18 protein-coding genes, 4 tRNA genes and 1 other RNA gene are annotated in these 24,296 nt (G+C 48.8%); 12 read left to right on the top strand and 11 right to left on the bottom strand.

Features of this window, described 5'->3' with window-relative positions:
- Window positions 1-3 precede the first annotated feature (3 nt).
- The 3 genes from trxB to der form a co-directional block, all read right to left on the bottom strand.
- Window positions 4-930, bottom strand: coding sequence for a thioredoxin-disulfide reductase (gene trxB / locus HMPREF1222_RS05815; RefSeq protein WP_038076925.1), 927 nt, complete (start codon window positions 928-930; stop codon window positions 4-6).
- A 324-nt stretch (window positions 931-1,254) separates the two neighbouring features.
- Window positions 1,255-1,608 carry a MerR family transcriptional regulator gene (locus HMPREF1222_RS05820; RefSeq protein ID WP_016518611.1) on the bottom strand — a complete coding sequence of 118 codons (354 nt, stop codon included), beginning with the start codon at window positions 1,606-1,608 and terminating at the stop codon, window positions 1,255-1,257.
- Complete coding sequence (der, locus tag HMPREF1222_RS05825; RefSeq protein WP_016518612.1) at window positions 1,584-3,104, bottom strand: ribosome biogenesis GTPase Der; 1,521 nt, start codon at window positions 3,102-3,104, stop codon at window positions 1,584-1,586. The genes HMPREF1222_RS05820 and der overlap by 25 nt, the downstream gene beginning before the upstream one ends.
- A gap of 194 nt (window positions 3,105-3,298) precedes the next feature.
- On the opposite strand from der, the gene HMPREF1222_RS05830 reads away from it, so the two are divergent.
- The 5 genes from HMPREF1222_RS05830 to HMPREF1222_RS05855 all read left to right on the top strand — a co-directional run bounded on the left by HMPREF1222_RS05830 (window position 3,299) and on the right by HMPREF1222_RS05855 (window position 13,618).
- Window positions 3,299-4,270 (top strand): AAA family ATPase, encoded by a 972-nt coding sequence (locus HMPREF1222_RS05830; RefSeq protein WP_196799953.1) that lies wholly within the window; start codon window positions 3,299-3,301, stop codon window positions 4,268-4,270.
- On the top strand, window positions 4,267-5,739 hold the full coding sequence (locus HMPREF1222_RS05835) for a DUF58 domain-containing protein (protein ID WP_016518614.1): 1,473 nt from the start codon (window positions 4,267-4,269) through the stop codon (window positions 5,737-5,739). The genes HMPREF1222_RS05830 and HMPREF1222_RS05835 overlap by 4 nt, the downstream gene beginning before the upstream one ends.
- Entirely contained in the window at window positions 5,723-9,532 is a 3,810-nt protein-coding gene (locus HMPREF1222_RS12385; RefSeq protein ID WP_016518615.1) for a transglutaminase domain-containing protein, read from the top strand. The genes HMPREF1222_RS05835 and HMPREF1222_RS12385 overlap by 17 nt, the downstream gene beginning before the upstream one ends.
- Window positions 9,533-9,731: 199 nt before the next feature.
- Window positions 9,732-11,426, top strand: coding sequence for a TDE2508 family outer membrane beta-barrel protein (locus tag HMPREF1222_RS05850; RefSeq protein ID WP_016518616.1), 1,695 nt, complete (start codon window positions 9,732-9,734; stop codon window positions 11,424-11,426).
- Window positions 11,427-11,497: 71 nt separating this feature from the next.
- On the top strand, window positions 11,498-13,618 hold the full coding sequence (locus HMPREF1222_RS05855; protein WP_016518617.1) for a hypothetical protein: 2,121 nt from the start codon (window positions 11,498-11,500) through the stop codon (window positions 13,616-13,618).
- Between the two features lie 190 nt (window positions 13,619-13,808).
- Here HMPREF1222_RS05855 and HMPREF1222_RS05860 read toward each other — a convergent pair whose 3' ends face one another.
- The gene (locus HMPREF1222_RS05860; protein WP_016518618.1) at window positions 13,809-14,687 is read right to left on the bottom strand and encodes an Rpn family recombination-promoting nuclease/putative transposase; all 879 of its coding nucleotides are present in this window, start codon (window positions 14,685-14,687) and stop codon (window positions 13,809-13,811) included.
- A gap of 196 nt (window positions 14,688-14,883) precedes the next feature.
- On the opposite strand from HMPREF1222_RS05860, the gene HMPREF1222_RS05865 reads away from it, so the two are divergent.
- The 3 genes from HMPREF1222_RS05865 to HMPREF1222_RS05875 all read left to right on the top strand — a co-directional run bounded on the left by HMPREF1222_RS05865 (window position 14,884) and on the right by HMPREF1222_RS05875 (window position 17,166).
- Window positions 14,884-14,967: transfer RNA gene (locus HMPREF1222_RS05865), tRNA-Leu, on the top strand.
- A gap of 44 nt (window positions 14,968-15,011) precedes the next feature.
- Entirely contained in the window at window positions 15,012-16,064 is a 1,053-nt protein-coding gene (locus HMPREF1222_RS05870) for a s-methyl-5-thioribose-1-phosphate isomerase (protein ID WP_016518619.1), read from the top strand.
- Between the two features lie 28 nt (window positions 16,065-16,092).
- Entirely contained in the window at window positions 16,093-17,166 is a 1,074-nt protein-coding gene (locus tag HMPREF1222_RS05875; protein WP_016518620.1) for a DUF2804 family protein, read from the top strand.
- A 3-nt stretch (window positions 17,167-17,169) separates the two neighbouring features.
- On the opposite strand, the gene HMPREF1222_RS05880 is transcribed toward HMPREF1222_RS05875, so the two are convergent.
- Together HMPREF1222_RS05880 and HMPREF1222_RS05885 are read right to left on the bottom strand one after the other, a co-directional pair.
- Entirely contained in the window at window positions 17,170-18,786 is a 1,617-nt protein-coding gene (locus HMPREF1222_RS05880; RefSeq protein ID WP_155997587.1) for a hypothetical protein, read from the bottom strand.
- 8 nt (window positions 18,787-18,794) lie between these two features.
- Window positions 18,795-19,943, bottom strand: a complete 1,149-nt coding sequence (locus HMPREF1222_RS05885) for a glycosyltransferase (protein ID WP_006187847.1) — start codon at window positions 19,941-19,943, stop codon at window positions 18,795-18,797.
- A gap of 251 nt (window positions 19,944-20,194) precedes the next feature.
- On the opposite strand from HMPREF1222_RS05885, the gene HMPREF1222_RS05890 reads away from it, so the two are divergent.
- Genes HMPREF1222_RS05890 through HMPREF1222_RS05900 form a run of 4 tightly spaced genes read left to right on the top strand, consistent with a single transcriptional unit; the run spans window position 20,195 to window position 22,861 of the window.
- Window positions 20,195-20,419, top strand: a complete 225-nt coding sequence (locus HMPREF1222_RS05890; protein ID WP_006187846.1) for a hypothetical protein — start codon at window positions 20,195-20,197, stop codon at window positions 20,417-20,419.
- 23 nt (window positions 20,420-20,442) lie between these two features.
- Window positions 20,443-22,044 (top strand): HAD-IC family P-type ATPase, encoded by a 1,602-nt coding sequence (locus HMPREF1222_RS05895; protein ID WP_016518622.1) that lies wholly within the window; start codon window positions 20,443-20,445, stop codon window positions 22,042-22,044.
- Window positions 22,045-22,070: 26 nt separating this feature from the next.
- A complete protein-coding gene (locus HMPREF1222_RS13270; RefSeq protein ID WP_016518623.1) occupies window positions 22,071-22,541 on the top strand; it encodes an HAD-IC family P-type ATPase in 471 nt (156 codons plus the stop codon).
- Window positions 22,538-22,861, top strand: coding sequence for an HMA2 domain-containing protein (locus HMPREF1222_RS05900; RefSeq protein ID WP_016518624.1), 324 nt, complete (start codon window positions 22,538-22,540; stop codon window positions 22,859-22,861). Before HMPREF1222_RS13270 ends, HMPREF1222_RS05900 begins: the two co-directional genes overlap by 4 nt.
- 3 nt (window positions 22,862-22,864) lie before the next feature.
- Here the strand turns inward: HMPREF1222_RS05900 and HMPREF1222_RS05905 are convergent, their stop codons facing one another.
- The 5 genes from HMPREF1222_RS05905 to HMPREF1222_RS05915 form a co-directional block, all read right to left on the bottom strand.
- A complete protein-coding gene (locus HMPREF1222_RS05905) occupies window positions 22,865-23,740 on the bottom strand; it encodes an AEC family transporter (RefSeq protein ID WP_006187843.1) in 876 nt (291 codons plus the stop codon).
- Between the two features lie 103 nt (window positions 23,741-23,843).
- Window positions 23,844-23,942, bottom strand: an RNA gene (ffs, locus tag HMPREF1222_RS12505) — signal recognition particle sRNA small type.
- Window positions 23,943-24,029: transfer RNA gene (locus tag HMPREF1222_RS05910), tRNA-Ser, on the bottom strand. It lies immediately after the preceding RNA gene.
- A 93-nt stretch (window positions 24,030-24,122) separates the two neighbouring features.
- Window positions 24,123-24,207 (bottom strand) — tRNA-Ser (locus HMPREF1222_RS12730).
- 7 nt (window positions 24,208-24,214) lie between these two features.
- Window positions 24,215-24,289 (bottom strand) — tRNA-Arg (locus HMPREF1222_RS05915).
- Between the last annotated feature and the right edge of the window lie 7 nt (window positions 24,290-24,296).

Consider the following 24,296-nt stretch of genomic DNA (forward strand, 5'->3'; position numbering starts at 1 on the left):
CTTTTAGCTGCGGAGATTATCGATATAGGCTGCAGCGGTATGAGCGGCAATAGCGCCGTCGGCAACTGCAGTAACCACTTGCCGGAAGGATTTAGCGCGCACATCGCCCGCCGCGTAGAGCCCTTCGATGGAAGTACGCATATCCTCATCGGTAACGATATATCCGGCAGCATCTTTTGTTGCGTCGGGGAACAGCTCCGTTTTAGGATTCATACCGACAAAAAAGAATACCGCATCGCAGGCAAGCTCCCGCTCCTCTTGCGTTTTTATGTTCCGCAACACTACCGCCGTTACCTTATCGGTTCCTTTAATTTCCGTAACGGTTGTATCGAATACCGCCTTTATATGAGGATTGTTCAATGTCCGGGTAACGAGCGCCTTTTGCGCGCGGAACGTGTCGCGGCGGTGAACCATTGTAACGGTGTCCGTCAGATTGGCAAGGAAGAGCGCTTCATCGCAGGCTGCATCCCCTCCGCCGACTACGACGATGTGCTTGTTTCTAAAGAAGGGGCCGTCGCAGGTAGCGCAATACGAAACGCCTTTACCCTGAAGCTCTTTTTCTCCCGTTACGCCGAGGCTGCGGTGCTCCGCCCCCGTCGCAAGAATGACTGCAAGCGCCGTATAGGTTTTATCCGCGGTTTTGACGGTAAAGGTTTTATCCCCGTTTTTGGTAACCGCTTCAACTTTATCGGAAGAAAACTCCGCGCCGAATCCCGCCGCCTGTTTACGCATATTTTCCGAAAATTCAAAGCCGTTAATCGGTTCCGCGTATCCGGGATAATTTTCAAGTGAATCGATTAAAACCGCCTGTCCGCCCGGCGCTTTTTCTTCCAGCACCAATACTTTTAAATTTGCTCGGCATGCATATTGCGCCGCAGCCATACCCGCCGCGCCTGCGCCGATAACAATAATGTCATAATTTGTATTCATTGCCATAATGTACGAAAAAAGCCGGCCTTGGTCAATTCAAGGGGGCGGCACGGCTACGGGAATTACCCTAGCTGCGCAATTTACCTTTACTTGTTATTATGATACTATCGGGTAAAATGGAACAGCTTCATAAAATTTGTGTTAGCAACAATATAGAGACGAATGCCTAACTTAAATACGGAAAGAGGAACCATATTCACTCGGAGCACGGCAAGTTTAAGGTAACGCCAAACGGCGGTCAGAACTGGTCGGTAGGCAGCAACGGCTATTTGACGACGCCGTAGGAGAAACAATTACCGGCAATTCATAATTAAAAATTATGAATTATGGACACTGTTCTTTCTTGTAAACTTGAATAAGCCTGTATACATTTAACAGTTCACCGCGGATGCCAGAAAGCTCCGTAATACGTCCGCGGCCATCCTTGCCGGAAAGATCGGAAAGCAGCTGTTGCCCTGCTCCTTCAAGCGTAAACTTCCGTACCTCAATCAGATACTTCATACGGAAAATTAAATCGAGGTGGTGGTCGGTATAGAGTCTCCTGCCCTGAGCATCCTTTTGCGGGCGCAAAAAAGGCAGAGTCTGTTCCCAATAGCGGAGAATATGAGCCTTGATGCCGGTGAGCTTTTCAACCTCGCCGATGGAAAAGCCTGTCACGGTTTTACCCGCTCTTCCCATTTTACGCGGCTGCCTTTAACCCGCACAATAAAGGGTATGGAAGTAAACCCGAGGTCTTTCCGTATCCGGTTGCTGATGTAGCGGAGATAGGATTCCGAGACAAGGTCGGGTTTGTTGGCAAAGATTAAAAACTCAACCGGACGGACGGAGGTTTGCAGCATATACTTGAGCGTGAACGAATTGCGCTGCCCGTGCGGAGGGGGAACGGCCTCAAGCCAGTCTTTAAGCGCAAGGTTGAGTGCGGATGTTTCTACTTTTTTGGTCAGCTGATCGAACAGCTCCAGCGCGGTGTTGAGCAGGTCGGGAATACCGCTGCCTTTCTGTGCGGAAACCGGAACAATCGGTGCGTATTCCATCTTACCGAACATGATTTTGATATACTGCTCCGCATCGCGGAATTTTTTTTCGCCTTTGACCAAATCCCATTTATTCAGCACAAAGATAACACCCAGCCCCCGCTTGGTCGCCTGTACGATGATTTTTTTGTCTTGTTCGGTCAACCCTTCTTCCGCATCGATGAGGTGAAACACGATGTCGGCATTCTCCAAGCTCTTCATTGCTCGGACAACCGAGTAATACTCTATGTCTTCTTTTACCTTCGTTTTGCGTCTGATGCCGGCGGTATCCTGAATGATAAACTGCCTGCCTTTATAGAAAAACTCACCTTCCACCACATCGCGGGTAGTACCGGCAATGTCCGAAACAATCGATGCGGAAGTCTTGGTAAGATAGTTGCTGAGCGTGGACTTACCGGTGTTGGGTTTTCCGATGAGGGCGATGCGGATTGCGGTGTCGGCAGGCGCTTCGCATACGCGCGAAAAGTCCAAGCCTTTTGTTATTTCCTCGGCAAGCGAGGTGATGTTATCCCCGTGTTCCGCACTGATGCACAGCAGCGACGGAAAGCCGAAGCTTAGATAGTTGTAGGCTTCCGCTTCGCCGCGTCCGCCTTCTGTTTTATTCACCGCGGTAATGAGCTTGTCCCAATAGGGGCGCAGAAAGCGGATAAATTCTTCGTCTTCCGCAGTCGGGGCAGAGGCTTCTAATAATAGAAGAATTTTATCGGCGCGGCGGAGCGCATCCTGCGTTTTTTCTACGACAAGCTCGTCCATCATGTCGTCGTTTTTGTCGCCGCTGCGGGTCAGCTTAAAGCCGCCGGTATCCATCAGCCGCACGGGTAACCCGTTGATAATCGCCTGCGCCTCGATAGGGTCGCGGGTTACGCCGGGTGTCGGGTCGGTAATGGCGCGGCGCTCCCGCAAAAAACGGTTGAACAGGGTAGACTTTCCGACATTCGGACGTCCGGCTATCACCACCAGCGGCGTATTTTCGTATTTTTTGCGGTAGTCAAAAGCCCCTTCCGATCCTTCCGGAGTTGTAGGGTCTGTTTCCATCCTGATGCCTGTATCTGTAGCGGTATCTGTATGCACTACCGTATCGGCATCACCCGTTTCATTTCTATCGTCTCTATAGGTATCTATTCTGCGGTTTTTACTCATTATCCTTCCTCAAATATTCCCTTGCCGGACTGTGATTATAGAAAATTACCGCAGCTCTAACAACACCCTAGGGTATCAATTCTTAATTATGAATTATGAACAGCTGTGCGACAAAGCAGATAGTAGATGAGGTAGCGGTAATTGTAAAAGCCGGTAATTTGCTACATTCGGTTATGTATGCTATAATCTCCGCTATGAATACCGAAAAAACGGCGGAACAGCTTCTTTCCGCACTGGAAAAAGCAATTAAAGGAAAGAAGGATGTTCTCCGTCTTTTTATTACCGCATATCTGACCGGCGGGCACGTCCTTTTAGAGGATGTGCCGGGCGTCGGGAAAACCACACTTGTTAAAACCTTTGCAGCGCTTATCGAAAAAGACGGGCAGCCTGCGCGGTTCAAACGTATCCAATGCACCCCCGACCTTTTACCCTACGACATTACCGGCGTGGAAGTTTTTAATGCGGGGCGGAATACCTTTGAATTTATGGAAGGCCCGGTGTTTGCGGACATTCTGCTTGCGGATGAGCTGAACCGCACCCCGCCTAAGGTACAGTCCGCCCTGTTGGAAGCGATGGCCGAGCGGCAGGTAACCGCCGGTACGGTAACCCGCCCGTTAAGCCCCTATTTTTTTACAGCGGCTACGCAAAATCCGGTGGAAAGCTTAGGTACCTATCCGCTCCCCGCCGCTCAGCTTGACCGGTTCAGCATCTGTCTTTCAATCGGTTATCCCGATGAAGACGCGGAAACCGAGCTGCTGCACGAACAAACGCACCCTGCCGACGCGGAGCCGGTTACGCCGGTTGTTTCCATCCGGGATATTGCGGCTTCGCGGGAAGAACAGCGGCAGGTATTTGTGCATCCCGTACTTGAACAAGTCATCGCGCGGATCGGGAAAGAAACGCGGGCACACCCTGCTTTTAGGCTCGGCACATCTCCTCGCGCCGGTTTGCATTTACTGCATATAGCCCGTACCTTTGCCCTTGTCAACGGACGTAATTGGGTGGAAGACGATGATATCCGCACGCTTGCGCCGCTTGTACTTTCCCACCGCTGTCTAATAAAAACCGGCGCCGGCGCGGCTTCGGAACTCATCAACAATATTACCGAAACGGTTATCCGTATCGCCGACAAACGAACTGATTGGATGCGGCCGGCCGAGGCATGATGCGGATACGGATTACGGTACACGGTGCGGTATACACCGCAATGGGAGCGCTGCTTTTAATAAGCGGCCTGCTCCGCGGAGAGCTTTTGAGCGCAGTCTGCGGCGGATTACTCACCCTCTATGCCGGTTTTGCCGCCGCAGCCGTGGGCGTTACCGCCCTTTGTTGGAAAGCGCAAGAACCCGAACTAACGGAAGACGGCAGCGGCTTTACGGTTATTCCCGCCCGTTCCAAAGCGGTGCAGGCAGGGGAGACTGCGCGCTTTCCTCCTTGCGTTCCCGGAAGTGCAGTATGTTACACGATTGAATTTTCACTATCACCCAACCATACCGCAGAAGCGGCGGAAACGGTAGAAACTCTTTTCATCCCGTTGCAGGGAATGCAGGCTGCCTGCTACCCGGAACATCTGCACCGCGGACGGTACTTTTATAAGCGGCAGTATCTCAACATCCGGGACTTTGCCGGTTTTTTTGCCGCGTTATATATGCAGTCGCCTTGTTTATCCGCCGCCTACACCGTAGTGCAGCCGGTGCTTCCGCCGAACAAAGCCTTGGCTCCCGACCTCCGCTCCCGTGCTGTAAACGATCTTCCGTCCCAAGAGCGTACACACGAGCTTTATGAATCGCGCCCGTATTTTCCCGGCGACGACCCGCGGAAAATTCACTGGAAACTCTATGCGCATACGCAAACCCTTTCGATAAAGCTCGGCGCTTTTGAACCGCCGCCGGTTAAACGTTTAACGATATATATAGAAGAACCGGTAGTTTTAAAAAAAGAGCGGGTATCGGCCGCCGCTGTATATGATGCTTTTATCGGCCGCCTTTCCGGTGTGATTGTGCAGCTGCTGAACGCCGGTATTCAATGTTCTCTTCTATTATATGACTATCCGCAAAAAGCCTTGCAGCACTACGAACTAATCGAGGAAGGATCCGCCGCTGCTGCGCAGATACAAAACCTGCTTGCCGTACCCGCGCTCCGTTTTTCGCCGGAAGCTATCCCCGATGCAGCGGTGGTCTTTAATGCAGTGCACGGCGGCGGCCTGCTATATTGTTATCTTCCCGCTGTAGGCAAAAAGATTGCCGCTTCCCCAAAAAGTACCGCGGGTGAAAAGGCTCCAATTTATGAGGCCGCTGCTTATAAAAAAATCACAGCGGATGAAAAAATCGCAGCGTGCCGCCGGAGCGGGATAGAAACGCTTTTTTGCCTTGCCGCACCTCCGGTACCGGAAGAATATACGCCGGACGATTCCCGGATGACAGACGGCACGGCCTCCGGCCGGGAATCTTCTTCGGCTGCCGAGCCTAAACCTTCTGCACAGCACCGTATTCTAGGCCGGAGGTACATACACCGGCTGCTGTACTCTTCCGCCGCTTCCGCACGGCAGGATGCTTTTTACCGCAACGTGCGGGAAGCCGCCGAGCGGGAACTCCGTATCTTTACCGCAGGAAATTGCCATGCAGAACTACTCTAAACCTGCCGCCGTGCTCCGTATATGCTCTCTTCTGCTGCTCCTATCGGTACCGCACCGCTACCTTGCCGGTATTCTTCCTGCAGCGGCGCTGCCTGTGTGGGGGCTCTGCTGCACGGCGGTAATTCACTTTCTGCATAGAAAGGGAATACGTGCGGAAGCGGCGTGGGGCATCGGTTTTTCAGCCGCGCTGCTTATCCCCGCGTGCGTACTCGGAGTGCTTGCGCTGATACCGCAGCTCATTGCGGACACACTTTTTTTGCGCCTCAAGCTGATATTCGGCTTACTTGCACTTACCGCCTTTATCAGTATTACCTCGACAGTGCTGTTCATCTCCGCCGAACGGTGGCGGCGCTATGAGCCGCTCGCAGCCATTCTCGTATTCTCTCTGCTGTTTTTCCCGCAGCAGCACTACCGTCTTACGGTGTTTTCCCATCCGGTCTTTGCGGCAGGCTTTGCCGGTGTCTTTATGCTGATTCAAACAGCCGTGCTCTGCATCCCGTCCGGTAAACGCCGGCGGTTCGCGGTGTTCTTTTCCGTCTTTATCGGCTTAACGGCGATCATCCTTGCACTCCTCATCAGGACGTTTAATAAAAGCTCAGTCGGCAATAACGGCGGTCTGCTTGAACAAAAGCTTTTCGAGTTTGATTTTTCTCAGTTTTTACAGTTGCAGGATGAGGTAAAAATGAATACCAATCTGGTGATGGTAGTGCACGTCGATCAAGAATATGATTCTCACTTATTCCGTCGCATGTACCTGTCGGGCTGGAGTCCTCAAAAAGGGTTTTACGAAAAAACAGCTCCCGGTGAACCGGAGCAGCCGCTGCGGGTCGCCGGACAGCCGGAGGAGCTTCCGCATCAACCTTTCCTGTGCCGCGAACGGGTCAGTCAAGAAATATTTACCGTCAACCTCGACCCCGATTCCCTTGTCGCGCTCGACTATCCGCTGTCGGTAACGCCGTACACGGTGTGGGACACCGTGAGCTTTAAAGGCGCTTACAAGGTGGAAAGCGAGATACTGCATGGTGTGCCGCTCGACCTTATTACGGCGGAAGCGCCGTCGGGGAATCCGGAGGAAGGACTTTCGGCGGAAGCTTTGCGTTTTTATACCGCGGTAGATTCCGGCACAAAGGAGCTGCTTTCCCCCATCGCGGAATCGGTTACCGCTCCGTTTGCACTCTACTATGATAAGGTCTACGCCTTGCTCGACTATTTCCGCGAAGGCGAGTACCGGTATTCGCTCCGCCCCGGGCAGGCTCCCGACGGCGATCAGCTGCGGTATTTTGTTACCGAATCGAAAAAAGGCTATTGCTCGTATTTTGCCTTTGCATACTGCCTGATGCTCCGCAGTCTCGGCATCCCTGCACGGGTCGCCGCCGGATTTTTCCTGCAGCCTGAATCGGGTATCCTCAATTATTATCCGGTGAGGGCGAATATGGCGCACGCATGGGTGGAAGTGTTTTTCCCGTACCTCGGTTGGGTAGATGTAGACCCGACAACCGAACAGCTTGCGGAAGGAGAAATGCTCGATTTCTCCTTTCAGGCAGGCGGCGATCAATTTACGCAGCTCCTCGACGAAATTCTGTTAAACCGGTCGTCGCTCCGTGCCCGGCATGATGGAGCGCTTTCTGCGGCAGAAGCCCAAACCGTTGCCCAGCGCGTTTCGCAGTTTTTTAACATGCACCGCGGAATACTGCTCGGTATTGCCGCGCTGGTTCTCATTCTTTTGTACGGTTTGTTCCGCGCCTATCCGTATCTGATTATCAGGTTTTCGCGGAATAACCGGAAGATTATTCTCACGCTGAAACGGCTCCATAAACATCCGAGCGAAGCTTTCTATGCGCTCACCCAAAAAGCAAAGTTCGCTCCCGCCTGTACCGACGAAGATGTTGCAGTGGCCAAGCGGCTCTACCGCGCGGAGAAAAAGCAGCGGCAGCCGGATGGCGCGCAGGTAAATGAGCCTTACCGAAAACATCCGCAGACTGATAGTTATGATGAGCGGACTGATATGGATACGCGTCGGAGCGATAAACAATCACCGCGCGGCGGGATGCTGCTTGTGCTGTTTTTGTTTCTATTGCCCTTACGTCTTTTCCCCGCATCCGGCGCCGATGAGCTGCTGCAAAAGGCGGATAAGGCGGTGCAAGCGGAAAACTGGGATACGGCCGCCGCGCTGCTCGAAGAAGGTATTGCGCGGTACCCTGCAAATGAGCTTTTCCAGCTCAAGCTCGGCGATATGTATTTTAACAACGGACTGTATGAACCGGCATACCGCCGCTTTACCGAAGGCTTGCGTATTAACCGGTACAACATTAAACTTCTGTACGGTGCGGCGGGCGCTGCTGCGGCTTTAAATAAAGAAGAGGAAGCGCGCCTGCTTTTGCATGAGTACCTGTCGTATAATCCTACGGATATTTTCGGATGGTCAACGTACGGATGGCTCTGCTTTAAAACGCACCGAACCGATGAGGGTATTAAGGCGATGCTCGACGCCCGCAGCAGCTACGGCGACGACGGCTGCATTGCAAACGCGCTCGGGAATCTGTACGGCGAACTTTTCGACTACCGGAATGCGGCGCTCTATTACCGGAAAGGAATCGAACTTGCGATACAAAACGATTCGCTTTACTCGGCTTCGGTGTATTCCTATAACAAGGCAATTTTGGAAACCGAATTTTATCATTTTGCGCAAGCGGAAGAAGATGCCCGCAATGCTTCCGGCTATTTTTCGCGTGCGTCGGGCTATTTGATTCTGGGAGAGCTTGAAGAGCGGAAGAATAATTTTGACCGCGCAATTACCTATTATGCACAATCGACAAAAGATAATCCTACACCGCTGCCGCTGATCAACCTTGCAAAGATCTATCTGCGGATGGGGCATTGGGAGCAAGCGGAACGCTATATCGCTCAAATTGAGCGGGTTACCGACTATTCGTGGATTGCGAATTTCGGTATGAGTACGGCGCAGTTTTATACCGAACTGTACGGTCTGTATCAAACCTTATACGAAAAAAAATATGCGGCGGAAAAGATACGGGTACCTGAAAGTATCAAGGATGCGTTTGTCAGGTCTAAAAACCTTACAAAGTATTCCGCATTGGTGCGGTATTATCGGGCGGCTTTTAGTATACACAATCTGAAATTGGCAAAGGAATACACGATAACGGACGCCGGCGGCAATACGCATGAGCTGTACAGAAACAGCTTTTATTACCGGGCATTTCAATCGGCGCCGTTTAAGGCTCGGCGGTATTTGCACCGTGCCGAGAGGCTTGAAACCTCGGTTATCCCGCAGGCGCGTCCCTCGTACATTGCCGAAAAAGGTATCCTGCTCCGCGATGCGCAGCTGCTGCGGGAAGCGCTGGAAACCCTCGATCCGGTATGGGAAAAAGAATTGCGGGAACAAGCTGCGGCGGCGCTGATCGGCTGCACGAAAAAAACTGAGCTGAAAACAATGCTCTATCAAGAGCTGCTGCAAAGCAACCCCGCCTGCTTTCCCGAACACGGGATACGGCTGCCGGTTACGCTGACCTGCACGGGTTCTAATGAACGGCTCAGAAAGCAAACCGAAAAACGCCTCGCCGCCGCTTTAAACAAATCGCTATTTACGGTTTCCAAGAGCGCACCGTTTGTTATTACGGCGGTATGCTCCGAAAGCGGCGTCCGCCTCAGCCTTACCGGCCGAGACGGCAGCGTCTATTTCCGCTATGACCATCCCGCTCCCGCTGCCGGTAAATATGCGGCCGCAGCCTGCGTCAACCGGTTTGCCGCACGGCTATTCAGAATTCATAATTAAGAATTACGAATCATTTTATCGCTGCTATGCGCTTGACAACATGCGCTTGACAAATACTGTGGCTTGCAGTAGCCCTAACATAGGCTTTGTAAAGTTTTTAAATGCTTGAACATCTTAGATATACTCCCAAAAACTTTACAAAGTATCCTATACTTAGGATAGTTTATCCTAAAGATCACAAGGCAAAAGGAGATGCGTTATGAAAACAAAAATGTATATCAGCTGCATGCTTGCGCTGATGATTACGGCTGCGGCATGGGCTGCTGAAGGTCCTTCTTCCCCGCAGAGCAAAGCGACGGCATCGCTGAACGGTACCGAAGCCGACCGGTTTATGAGCTTAACGGACTGGAGTACTGTAAACTTTGACAAGCTGTTTACCTATGCGGGATTTGCACAGCAGAATGTTAACCGCAACCGCAACATACTTGATGTGGGCGCCGCATTTAAGGCAGGCCCGGTATACATCGGTGCATGGTACCAAGGCCAGTTCGGAAATGTTAGTACCTCTAATAACAAGGGTACAACTACTACAATCACCGAATCTACCGTAAACCCCGGCACTATTGATAATACTGCGCATACAAACACTGCACGGATTAGCCAATCTCATAACGCCAATCACGATGTTGCCGTACTCATCGGGTTTAGCAACATGGGGGTACGCCTCGGCTATACACGGACAGGAAGAAATAATTCCGGTACGTATTTTGACAACGCGATAGTACCTGATACCGAAACCACCAACTCTAAAACACCCGGCCAAGTAAACGGTAAAACAACCTACGACCCCAAAGGTTATCTAAACGCCGCAGACCGTACCGGTACGGTTGACTTCGGTATGAACCTTTCGCTCGGTACTCTTTCCGTTAGCCCCACGGTAGGCCTTGAATTTAAGGTTGCTCAAGACTCCTCTTATGGTGTCCGAACGGTAACGACGAAAGACGAAACCTTGGGCACGTCCGATATAACAAAAACCGTATCGACAAGCAGCAGGAACGACACCAAAACAATCTTAACGGCAAAACTCGGTGCAGACTTAGGCTTGAACGATTCTTTAAATTCCAACTTCTCTTTCGGCTATGATTTCGGTATCGACATCTATGGTACAAAGAAGCACACGGCTGCGGACGGCAGTACAATAGCATTGGCAAACAGCTATACTATTCAAACCGACACCCATCGTGATGTGGTTACTCCTGCAAATCAGACCATTACCGACACCTTTAAAGCAACCGCCTACAACAAGTCCTATATTGCCAACACCCTTACCGTGGGCTATACGATGCGGAAAGACTTTACCGACCGGCTTTCTTTGTTTGCCGGTGTAAAAGCGCCTATCGGGTTCAACTTTGAAACGGAGGTAACAAAGGGTGTTGATAAAACCACGACAACTACCATAGACAAAGTAAATCCGTTAAACAACAACACTAGGGTAGTGGAGACGGAAACGCCTGCAACAACGGTAAAGACAACCACCGTTACGCTCAGCCCTTCCTTTAAAGCGGCTTTGACATACGCAGCAATTCCCAACCGTGTGTTTGTAAGCTTCGGTACGGAGGTTAAACCCTTCGGCCAAGGAACCGGCAAGTGCGAGTTTGAAACCGTTAAAACAACCGTTAACGGGTTTACTAAAACAACAACGACCACCACAACCTATCCAAACGATTCCTCCCGCACTACATCAGGTTCTTCAACAACACCGGTAGCATCTACCACGGAATCTGCCAACAATACCGTTAAGTACAGTAAGGTAACGGTTGATGTAAACCTTGGTGTACGCTGGAACATTGTGGACGCTGTGTGTGTTGACCTTGCATATAACAAATCAGTGTTGGAAGCCATCAACTGGACATCGATCGGCAATTTAAAGCTTGCCTGTACCATTAAATTCTAAGAGTCCTTATTTTGCCGGACGGAACCTTCCGGTAAAATGAGCATATTATCTTGTATAGGAGAATACGCTATATGAAAACAACTGCAAAATTAAGTCTGCTTGCCGCAGCCTTCCTGCTGGTGCTTGCAAGCTGTACAAACAACTTTACGCCCACGGCTCCTGCTGAAAACGCATTTGCCAAAAACGTGGAAAATAAAAATAATCAAGTGTCAACACAGCTCCGGGTTGTGGGTGGTATATCCGGGATAACACGGTATGGAGACGAAAGCGGTTATCGTGCTACCGTTACATTCAGCAAACCCGTCGATGTGGAAAGTGTAAAAAAGGCTGTTCATGTCCGGCCACTGAAGCCCCTGACTGAGAAGGGAAATCCTCAGCTTGGTGATGAACTTACGCTTGAATGGCTTACTACAACGGTAAATTCCGAACCTACTGCCGAGGTAAGCTTTAAGATTGTAACAACCTCTACCATGGCTGTTTACGTTTCGGTAAAAGGCGATACGGTAAAAGCTGCCGGTACCGATCAAAAAATGGATCAGGATCGCGATAATGAACAAGGGGAATCTACCGATAGCTATAAGGGCGATGATGACTATAATGAAATTCTGCCGTTAGGAGTAACTTATGCTCTTAGTCCCGCTTCCGCTTCCGCTACTAATATCTATGTCGGTAATAGATACTATCTGTATACAACGGCAAGTGGAACAAGAAAGGTTAACACTATATTGAGCGGCAAAGTTTCCTTTGAAAGAGGAAAGAAGGCTGATGATGTCAATACGGTTGTGGCCGAAAACGGAGACTTAGTAACGCATGTTGTTATCTCAAATGATGATTGGGATCCGAATAAATTCTATTCGGAAGAATCCTACGGTATTACCAAGGAGGATTTCGAAGCCTTTGTAAACAAGCATGTTGTTGTTGAACAGTTTACGGACAAGGAGTGGAAACCGGTTACGGCAAACTTTGTTACTGATACGACAACCACTTCCTCTTCCTATCGGAAGTTGGTAGCTGCGGTTTCACCAGTTACAGAGAATACTGAGATGCGGGTACGGTTTAAGGATATCCGTGATATAGCGGTAAAGAGCAGCGACTATGAGTATGCCCTTAGATATACAACCGATGCCCATGCAACCGATAACGCGGATACAACTCCCCTTATTCGTGCAAATAGCGGTGTAAAGGCCGGTGTCATTGTCTTTAGTAAAGGCTCGGCATTCACCCACAGTTGGAAAGCCGGTAATAAAGTAACGCTAACATTGAATCCGAATGCATTCACGTACTATGACGAGGGAGAGCGTACAATTACTCCCGTATTGGAGAAAGATAAAACTTATTCGCTGTCCTATACCGGCTTTGTACCCGGCACCCTTTCAAAGGATCACTTTAAGTTTGACGGTAACGTAACTTTCGCGGCAGAACATACGTATCAAGAAACATGGGGAATTTCGAAAACCTTCTTCAACACTTATCCTTACACTAAGCGCTTTACTGTAAGCGTTCCGTTGAAGCTGGTAAAAGCACCATCGGTTTCAAAGCAGGTGCAGGTAGACAGCTTCTCATTTGAGCCGTCCGATATTAGTGTATACCCCAATGCGGCAAACGATAAGCTTACCCTTACCTATATGTATACGCCTTTTACCGCCGATGAAAACAAACAGCTTAAACTCGATGGGAAGGCATTCAAAAAAGCATTGAATGGACTGTATGATAGTGTACTGTATAACTCCACTTACTATAAGTACACTACCTATCAATCGAATCCTCTTACACAAGCTTTCTGTGCGGAGGTCGCGAGTAAGGTAGAGGATGCAGTGAATGCGAAAAATCAGCAGATAAAGTGGGATAATCCTTCATGGACTGATTCCGATCTCATATCGGACAGTGAAAAAAATAATGCAATTTACTCTTATGTTGCAGATATCATCGAGGAATATACAACAAATCGCTCCTTCTACGATTATAATGTTACAGCGGCTCCTGTTAAGGCAACAACCTTCCCGAATCTCTATGTTTCTCCTGCAGTAAAAACCGCTGCATTTAAAGGTCAGTATAATACCGGTAAGGTGGATAACGATGGGAATGCGATAATCAAGCAGGTGGACGTTGGTGAGTTCAGCTTTGAAACGAAGAGATCTTCTTTTGGCAATCAGCTTGAAAAAGACGGCTGGGCATGGATTTCCTTGCAGTAAGCTTTGCTGATGTTACACATAGACGGGCATCATCCCGGCTATGTGCAGCTACTTTTGGTTAGTTTCCCCCGCTTGTTCGGCGGGGGTGCATAAAGGCTGCCTGAAACCCTAACGGGCTTTTTCGGGCAGCCTTTTTTGTATCCCACACCATACGTCGGGGACGGCTTTTTTTGTAAATTTCATATATCGCTTACAGTTTTTCAATTTCTTCGCAGGTTAAACCGGTTGCTTGCGCGATGATTTGTACGGAAACTCCTAGGTGTTTAAAATTACGCGCATCCTGCAAGGCTTTTTGATGGAAGCCTTCGGAGCGACCACGAGCTTCGCCTTCTGCAAGACCGAGTTCAAAACTCTCTTCCCGCTGTACTGCTATATCTGTATCATAATCATATTCGCCTATTAACATGTTCAGAACCTCCTTGGACTTACGTTGTAGATACTCCCTTAAAATATCATGTTGTATACATTCCTTAATAGCTTTTTCAAACCCATGCTCTCTATCAATGGCAACATACCGGCGTACGGTATCGACAAATCGGCTGTATTGTTCCAGCGGTTCGCTACTCTTTAGTATTGGACTACCTTTATCATAATTGATATTAATCACTTTTACGGATAATTCAAGGACATACTCATCCTGTTTTTGCGTAAATGCATCGGATAGCTTTAAGACTGAATTATCGCTGTACGCTTCTTTCCCATTGTAAAAAACATAAAATTCCGGTGTTGGAATAACGAGTTGTTTACGGCTATACTTTTCTTTCGATTTATAGAACTGTTCGTATAAGCGAGCGATGTATTCTAGACATCTGATTGGCATGTTTGGGTTGATGGTCGATTGATGCTCTGCAAGCACGATAATCTTACCATCTACGAGATACGATACATCATTAGCAAAACTCATATAGAGTACTTGTTTCAGCCGTATGTTTTTCAAAATAGCGGTAGATCGATAGCTTGTACCATGCAACGCATTGTACAGCGATAAAAAGTTCGCTTTTGCGGTTTTATCTTCGCTAAAAAAATCTACAAAGACTGAGTCTTTGTATCGACGATTGTGCTTTTTCATAGTCATTTATCTCCGTAGGTATATATAACTACTTATAAAGCACGAATACAAAAATGGCTTGAAAAATGTGAAAAATTCTTCAAAAAATCATACAGATCTGCTGCTTTAGGGCATCGCTAAAAACTTCGGTTTTTAGTGGTTTTTAGCGGTTCCCTTTACAAAAAAGACGCAATGTGATATAGTGGGCTTCTTGAAAGCCGGCGTGGTGAAATTGGTATACACGATAGACTCAAAATCTATTGGGGGCAACTCCGTAAGGGTTCAAGTCCCTTCGCCGGCATGTTTTTCACTTCACCCGCCTCTTCAATCTGCTAAAATTATCTTATGGAAAGAAAAGACACTGGACTTGCATTTTTATTGCAATATGAAAACGTCGCATGGTATGAAACCGGCCGTGTAAGAATCCTTGACCGGCGCGTCTATCCCGAAAAAATCATCTATGCCGAATGCTCTTCGTGGCAGGAAGTCCGGCAGGCGATTGCCGATATGGTAACCCAGAGCGCCGGACCGTATACCGCTGCCGCTATGGGGATGGCGCTTGCGGCATACCAAGTACGGAACGAGGCTGCCGGTAAGCAGCGGCGCTTCCTCGAAGAGGCAGCATACGGACTTGCGCACGCCCGCCCGACTACGGCAAACAGGATGGGGCTTATCACCGCGGGCTGCCTTGCAGTTGCGGAACGCGCCTTGGAAGCAGGGCAGGATGCCGCCGCCGCTCTGTTTAACGCCGCGGTGGATTCGCTTAACCGGCGGTATAGCATAATGGAAAAAGTAGGGAATTATCTTGCAGGTCTCTTTCCGCAAGGCGGCGGCATCCTCACCCAATGCTTTGGAGAAACCATTGTCGGGATGATGCTCAAGGCAGCCCGCGCGCGCAGCAATCCCGTTAGAATAATCTGTGCCGAAACGCGGCCGTTTCTGCAGGGCGCCCGTTTAACCGCAAGCTGCGCCGCCGACATGGGTTTTGACACCACCGTTATTACCGATAATATGGTTGCATACGCGATGCAGCATGAACACATCGATCTTTTTACCTCGGCGGCGGACACCATTACGCGGGACGGGCATATTGCAAATAAAATAGGCACATTTCAGATTGCCCTGCTTGCAGATCGGTTCGGTATACCGTATTATGTAACCGGCATACCGGATGCGGATAAAAAAAACGCCGCAGATATCAGCATCGAACAGCGTAACCCTGAAGAAACGCTTTCGTGCCATGGAGTGCGGCATACCCTTCCTGCCGTTAAAGGACTTTATCCCGCGTTCGATATTACACCGCCTGAACTTATTAAGGGGATCATAACCGATAGGGGAATATACCGCCCCCAAGAGCTCGGCACGTATTTTGATACGCCGCAGGATCGGTTTTACTAGGTTATTACTGTTTTATTAGGTTATTACTATGGATATACAAAAAGTTCCGTACACTCGTATTATTACACCGGCTCCGCGCCGCCCCGTCGAAAATTCCGTCCCGCTCTTCGGGTCATATTCGGGGATGTTTCATACCTTTGATATACGGGGAGTCAAAAAGCCGTTTGGGGATTTACCTTTTCCATCCTTTATTACGGATATCCGTATAACCGATACGCTGCGGCTCCTCTTTTCCGATGAAAACCTTATCGGCGAAATTGAATTTTTTTACGGCGGCTACTTTGCTATTATGGAAACAACGCTGTGGAACCGGCAAACAAACCGGCAGCTTGCGTACCGGCAGCTTTTGCCGCTGGGGTTTGTGCATCTGCCTAAATACATTGCGTACAGCGTTGCTACGTGCCGGGTAAAGCGGCGGTATGTCCGTATCTTTTCCCGCCTTTCTAAAGGGATGCTCTATGCCGATTTCGATTTTCTTGCCGCTAACGACCGCCCCTCGTGCGAAGGTAGGCTGGAATTTGACGCCCGTCCGCCTCAATGCACCGACTATTCTGCCGTTATTCCATCCTTTGTGAACCGCCGATGCCAAGCTGTGTATTTCCGCTCCTTTGCGGTAAACAGATGGGTTAATTTCGGGCATAATCACGATGTGCAGCTAAATAGAACAAATTCGGTCGGCTTTTTAGACTTTAGGAAAACATATACATCGCTGCGTACAAAACGGAGCGTCGTTATCGGGCTCGGCTTTATCGAAGGTGTACAAGTGTGCTTCCATTTAAGCAATTCCATTGCTCCTGATAGCTATAGTTATAACGATAATATTCTGTTTTACGGCGGAAAGCGCATTCCGTTTCCGCCGGTTCGTATTACCTATCCGTTCGGTTCTTCCAAAAACTGGATTATCCAAGACACCGAGAGCATGGTCGATTTAACCTTTACGCCCAGCGCAATTTCGGACAGAAATCTTAATATCCTCGTCTGGCGGCGGGACTATAAGACCATCTACGGCACTTTTGAAGGGACTTTTGTAATTGGAGACGGCGTGCTGCTCAAACTAAAGGGCTTTCCGGGCATTGCAAAAAAAGTACGGATGAGGATGTAATGCCTATCGTATGGTATAGGTAACTGCCGTATAAAGATCTACCGCGTGCCCCTGCCGCTTGCCGTTTACAATTGTCCAGTTGAGCCCGCCGGTAAGTTCAAGGTTTTTTATAACCGTGTAAGAACCTTCCAGCGACAATGTATGAAAGTACGAAGGGTTGGCAGACGGTGTTTTTGCCTGTGCAAGCGGGTCATAATGATTAGCAGGCGGGTAGTAGACATCCTTATCCGGTTCTTTAAAGAAGTTTTCTTCGTTTTCCCCTTTAACCAAAAAGCGGTAGCGGAGTTTTGCGCCGTACTGTTTGGGCTGCGTTAAGGCAAACTGCAAAAAGCCGCCCATCGTGTCAGGCCCATAAGGGTTTGCAAGCCACGCCATAATATAATCGTCTGTTTTCCCTGCGGGAGCAACGGTGTCTTTTCTGCGGTGATACAGGCTGATGTGCTTATTTTCCATAATGTACATCCACGGATTGGCATACAAAAATTCTCCCGTTACCGAAAGATGGCCGAACGGAAAAGGATGAATATATTCGATACCGGCTAATCCGCCGAAGCTATTCGGAATATTCCGCGCTTCCGGATAAGTATTTAATTCATACGAGGTTTGGAGCTGATTTTGTCCGTATTGCCCGTAAATTCTTAAACCCCGTACCGGCACAATATCCACACCGACACCCAGCTGGCAGCCGACGCTTGAAGCCGAAGGTTTGCCGTTAAAGGTACTTTCGCGCCATCCGAAGTAATTATGAAAAATCATCATCGGGTTTAAATACTTAGGGTCAAACGGCGCATTCAGTACGACGCCTTCGTATAATCGAACGGAAATCCAATCCAACGGACGGAATGCCGCTTCATGCGAAAACACGAAACGGGTAGGTTCCAGTTCCGTTACGGTGAGGGATAAGCGGACTTGTTTATAGAAAACAGCCGCAGAAATATAGTCGAGCCTATCTACCGCATCGGCAAGCAGCATACTGCCTGCTAACGACCTTCCGACATTGAGTGCTCCGCGTCCGATAGTAAGTACGCCGTAACGGCCGCCGATAGTTATGTTTGCCCGATGGGGAAATCCTGCATCTACAGCGCTTGCTGCCAAGGGTAGATTTGTATACGGATAGGATAGCCCGGAAGCCCAGTAGTTTTTCTTTATGCTCAGGTCGGTAAAAAAATTAACATAAGGCGTAAACATCAGTTGTATCGGAACGGAGATAACGGCAGGGGTTCTGTTATACCGTAAGAAACTATCCAGCCTTACTTCATTTTCAGGCTTGTACACATACTGCCCTTGCAGCGAAAAAATACCGTTGACATCGAAGGCAAAGTATTTTTTATTGACTAAGAACGAATGACCGGAAAAATATTCCTGCATCATACCGTACAGCGGCTCGCTCGCCTGCGGTATGGAAGCCCCCTCAAAAGAAGAAAAGTATTCGGCAAGTTCCCCTTTTGAAAGCGGCTGCCGGTCTGCAAGCGTCGTTTGCCTCGATTCAACCGAAAGGATATGCATTGCGTCGTAAATCCAATGCCGGTTTTCTACAAACAGCGCATACGGCGTATCTGCAAAGCATAGCGCAGAAAGCAGCAGCCATAGTGTTATAAGAGGGATAATCCGCTTCATCATAGTTCTCCTTAATTCCGTGGTTCTTGAAATTGATAGATAAAGTCGGCAATGGGGTCTAAGCCGTTTTGGATGTGCAGCGCATCGATTTTTTTTTCGATAGAAAGCAGCAAGGAATCGTCGGCGATTATTTCTTTTACTTTTTTTATTATCCTGCGCGGTTTGGGAATATACCAGCCGAGGTTGTTGTTTACGACATAAAGCATATTGCCGAGTTCCTGTCCGCGCACATAACTTGCGAGGATTAACGGCTTACCGGCGGACAGGGTTTCCATAACGGTAGCAGGGCCGCTCTTTGTGATGACGCAATCGGACACGTTAATTAAGTCGGGCATAAAGGACACAAAACCGAATACCTGAATATTGGTAATTTGTGTTGTTTTAAGCAGAATTTCCAATTGAGTTTTTAATACTTTATTTTTACCGCAGATAACAATGAGATGCGCAGGGCAGCGCTGAAAAATAAAAGCATTTACAATAGCGATCGTGGATTTTAATCCTTCGCCGCCGCCTACAACCATCACGATTTTTTTATCAAGCGGAATGCCGTGCTTTTTCTTAGCGGCAATTTTTTCTTCTGCCGTATAGCGCCGGTCAAAGCTCCGGGAAAGCATAAGAGGAAATTGGTGTACCCGTTCCGGTTTAAATCCGTACTGTTCGACGGCCTCTTTTTGCAGTTTTTTGGAAAAGACGATAAGTTCGGTATTTTTTACATAAAACCATGACGGGTGCGCGGTAAAGGGATCCATCACAAGGGAAATAAGCGGAATTGCAGGATTTACACGGTCGATTGCAATCCGTGCAAGCGGAATAAGTATTTCGTGCAGGCAAACCAGTTTGGTGATCTTTTCGGTTTTAAGAAATTCTACCAAATTTTTTACGATAAACGGACGCAATAGCCAAGCGCAAAAGTCTAAAACTATTTTCGGTTTTGTTAATTGGTAGAATGCAACGTAGCCGAGTTCAAAGTAGTTAGAGGTTGCAAGATAGCCTTTTTCAAAAAAAATACGCGAAATCCGATTAGTGTTTTTAAAGCCGTTTTGCGGTATATATTCTGCATTATCCGGATATTTTTCCTGTAAACGTGCTACTAAGGCATTGGCGCCGGAAATATGCCCCCCGCCTGTTTTTAGATATAAAAAGCCGATACGTTGTTCCATTATTAACACTATATCAAAAACTTTCCTTATAATGCAACACAATAATGCAACTGTTTGCTTTTATTCGTGCGGAGGGTTTAATACCCCGACGCTTGCGTCGGGGTTATTGATTCGTTTATGCCCGTCTTATTTTCTTATTGCATAATAGGCATGAAATAGATATAGTAAGAATAAGGATGTTTCAACGCAGAATACGCTGATAGGTTTGCGGCTTTTAGGAACGTCCTAAGTATGAATAAGTGAGGTAAAATATGTTTTCCAATAAATGGGTTGCATTCGGCGTCGGTGTTGCAGCGGGGCTTGTTGCAGCATCCATTATTAAAACTCCGGCATTCCGCAAAGCCTGTGTAGCAGTTGCAGAAAAAGGCATTCAGCTTAAACAGGACGCGGTCGCATTTATGGAATCCGTTAAAGAGGATGCACAGGATATCGCGGCCGAAGCTGCATACAACCAATCGCAAACTCAAAACGCATAAAAGTTTTTCTATCAAACTCATCGATGAACGTAACCGTTAAACATTCTCTGCCCGGCAGAATCCGGCTGCGCTACAATGCCGCTGAAATTTCGCCGCGGCAAGCTATTCTTGCGCAAACCCTTATCGCCGTACAAGACGGCATAACCGGCATTCAGGTTAATCCTAAAGTTGCTTCTTTTCTGGTTTACTACGATGTAAAAGCGCTTTCAGAATCCGAGGTTCTTGCGTTATTCTGCGTGCTTTCCGGCAAATACTTGTCCGATGAAAACCTGCTTGCCTCCGTCGCAAACATTCCCGCAACCGAAAGCATATTTGACGTGTTAGCGTCTACGCTCTTTGACGTTGCAGTACGCTCGCTGCTCCCGATGCCGATACGCAATCTGCTGCTCTACAGAAGAATTGCGCCGCGCATTATAAAAGCTGTGCAGTCCATCATTTCAGGAAAGTTTTTCAGTACGGATTTACTGGATGCGGCGGCGCTAACGGTTGCCGTTCTCGACGGCAAGGCGGAAACAGCCCGTTTTGTTGCGACGCTGCTGGACATGGGGGAAGAAATTGAGGAGCTGACCCGCCGGCAGTCGTACAATAATCTTGCGCAAACGCTTTTAGTTTCAAATGAGCCGGTGCATCTTATCGAAGAAGATCAGGAGCGGACAATTCCTCCGGCTACGCTTAAAAAGGATGACCTTATTGTTGTCCGTGCCGGCAGCCAAATCCCCGCAGACGGGAACGTTGAACAGGGTGAAGGCCTTGTGAACCAAGCGAGTATCACCGGCGAATCGCTGCCGGTAGAAAAAAAGAGCGGTACGACTGTCTTTGCAGGCACCATTCTTTTGGAAGGTGAACTGTACATCCGCGTGCGTACGGTCGGCTCGGAAACAAAGGTGAACAATATTATTGCGATGATTGACCGTTCGCAATCCCTAAAGGCCGCCGCTCAAAAACGCTCGGAGCTGATAGCGGAAAAAGTCGTTCCTTTCAACTTCCTGTTGACCGGCTTAACTTACTTGTTTACGCGGGACATTACCAAAACCGTTTCGACATTGATGGTCGATTATTCCTGTGCGATGAAACTTGCCGCGCCTATTGCCGTTCTTTCTGCAATGAAGGAAGCGGCGGAGCACGGCATTTCCATAAAAGGCGGAAAGTATTTGGAAGCGGCGGCGCTTGCCGACACCGTTATCTTCGACAAAACGGGAACCCTTACTTATGCGGAACCGGTTTTGGCCGGAGTACACCCCTTCGGCGGCTTTACAAAAGACGAAGTTCTGCGGCTCTCCGCCTGCCTTGAAGAACATTTTCCGCACCCGCTTGGGAGGGCTGTTGTAAAAGCCGCTCAAGTGCAAAACCTTGTGCATCCCGAACGCCACGCAAAGGTGGAATACATTGTCGCACACGGCATCGCTTCTTCGTTAGAAGGCAAGCGGCTTTGTATCGGAAGCGCCCATTTTATTTTTGAAGATGAAAAAGTCCCAACCTCCAAATCGATTGCCCGTGTACAAAAGGCGGCGGAAAAATCAGGCTATTCCTTGCTCTATTTGGCGGTTGACGGACAGCTTGCCGGTATTTTGACGATTGGAGACCCGGCACGGGAAGGTACCGCCGAGACACCGTCGCCGAGCTGAAACGCTTGGGCGTACGCCATTGCGTGATGCTTACGGGGGATGCCGAACAGGCGGCGGCAAAGGTTGCAGCCCAAGCCGGTATTACGGAATATCATGCGCAAACGCTGCCGGAGGATAAGGTACGGTATGTTCAACAAGCGAGAGGCGCCGGCTGCAAGGTGATTATGATTGGCGACGGGATTAACGACGCGCCGGCGCTTTCCGCTGCGGATGCCGGTATCGCGATGGACAACTGTTCTTCCATTGCGGGAGACACCGCCGATATCGTACTGGCCGACGACGGCCTTGCCGGTTTGATTACGGTGCGGAAGCTCGGTCAAGAGGTTCTGTCGCGGATAGATAAAAACAATAAACTGATTATCGGCGGAAATTCCCTGCTCTTATTTGCAGGAATGTTCGGCCTTATCCCGCCTGCGCTTGCGGCAGTGCTGCATAACTCGCTGACCATTGCCGTCAGTATCGAATCCATGCAAAAACTGCTCAAGGACGTACCATGATTACCGGCTTTTTTCCCGGCCGTATACGGCTGCGTGCCCCTGTCTTTAAAGATACAACCGTCACCGAACGGGCATTGTCCATTCTAAGGCAGCCGCCGCTTTCTTCGATCATCAAGGATATTGAACACAATCCCGTTACCGGAAGTGTCCTGATAAAATATCATCCGACAAAGGTACCGATGGCAAAGCTGACTTCACTGCTCCCGTTTTTTAAAAAGCTGGAAAAAGAAGCTGAAAGCTATTCGGAAAAAAACAAGCCCGTTATTCTTGCGATGCTGGATGAATTGGAAGGATATGTTAAAAATTGGGAAACGGTCTAAGCGTTAGAACACCAGTTTTGTTACCCCGATGTATATGACGATGAGCGCTAAACTCAGAAGGGTACCCCACGCGGTAAGCCCGGCGGATTTTCCCGTATGGCAGTAATGTGTTTCCAGTACGATAATATTGGCGGCAGGCGGCAAAATGCAGATCATGTACAAAGCCTGCTTATTGGACGTTATCAGTTCCAAGTGCAGCAGCCCCGCGATGAAGATAAACAGCGTCATCAAACACCCGACCGTAATTGCCCGCAGTACCGCCAGTTTGAGCGTTAATTTTAAATCCTTGATTTCCAGTGTGATCTTTGCAAGCCACATACCGAGCACGCCCATTCCTAAAATACTCATAATCAGCTTGAGTATCCGGTATACCGGCGGCAAATAGAGTTTGATACTGTCTCCAAACGGGATACATATAATGCCGATAATGAGCGCCGCAACAGGCGGAGATTTCAGCGTCCGTTTTATATCCACCTTCGCAGCCCCGTTATTGATCAGCATACCTGCGCCGATGGAATTTCCGAATAGAGAATTTCCGATATACAACGAGAGCACAGCGGTTGCAGCGCTGTCTCCCCAGACCGTAGTAACAATCGGCAGCGAAAGCCACCCGATATTTAAATAGAAAAAACACAACCGCTCTATCGCATCGGCGCTGAAAAGACGGCTTACATACATCATCACCGTCATCATAATAATCATCGCAAATATGCTCACAAATAAATCGGCGCGGCACGTCGCAATGTTATAAATAATGATCAGCGGAATAATGACTCTCGTAAGCAGATAGGCTGCCTGCGTTTTTATATCGATCGGTGTTTTTCCCAGCAGAAAACCGAGGCCGAGATACAAAAACGGAAGTAATATTTTAAGCGCCATTATGTTCTCCCATACAAAGTCAACAGGGAATCCTCAAGAAGCAGAAGAGTGAAGGAGTATAGGGCATCGCTAAAAGCTGAGGTTTTTAGAGGTTTCCTATATAAAAAACCGGGATCACTACGGCACAAGAAAAATTAATCTACCGCTGCTTCCTTCCGGATCTGACGGGGTTTGAAAAACCTTCTTTGCATAGGTCCCGGTACGGAGAGAGAGGGATTCGAACCCTCGGTACCCTTTCGGGCACACACGACTTCCAATCGTGTACCTTCGACCACTCGGACATCTCTCCAAAGTGTTGAAAGCACCTCAAAGCATGGAGATTTTTAAGGCGTTTCGTAAAGTGCGTAAAGAAAATGCTGAACGTGCGCTGCTCCGTTAAAAACGGAGAGAGGGGGATTCGAACCCCCGGTACCTTGCGGTACAACGGTTTTCGAGACCGCCCGATTCGACCGCTCTCGCATCTCTCCAATAGCATGAGACTAGGCGGGCTCGAACCGCCGACCTTCAGATCCGCAATCTGACGCTCTAATCCAACTGAGCTATAATCTCAAATACA

Source organism: Treponema vincentii F0403 (genome assembly GCF_000412995.1).
Classification (GTDB): Bacteria; Spirochaetota; Spirochaetia; order Treponematales; family Treponemataceae; genus Treponema; species Treponema vincentii.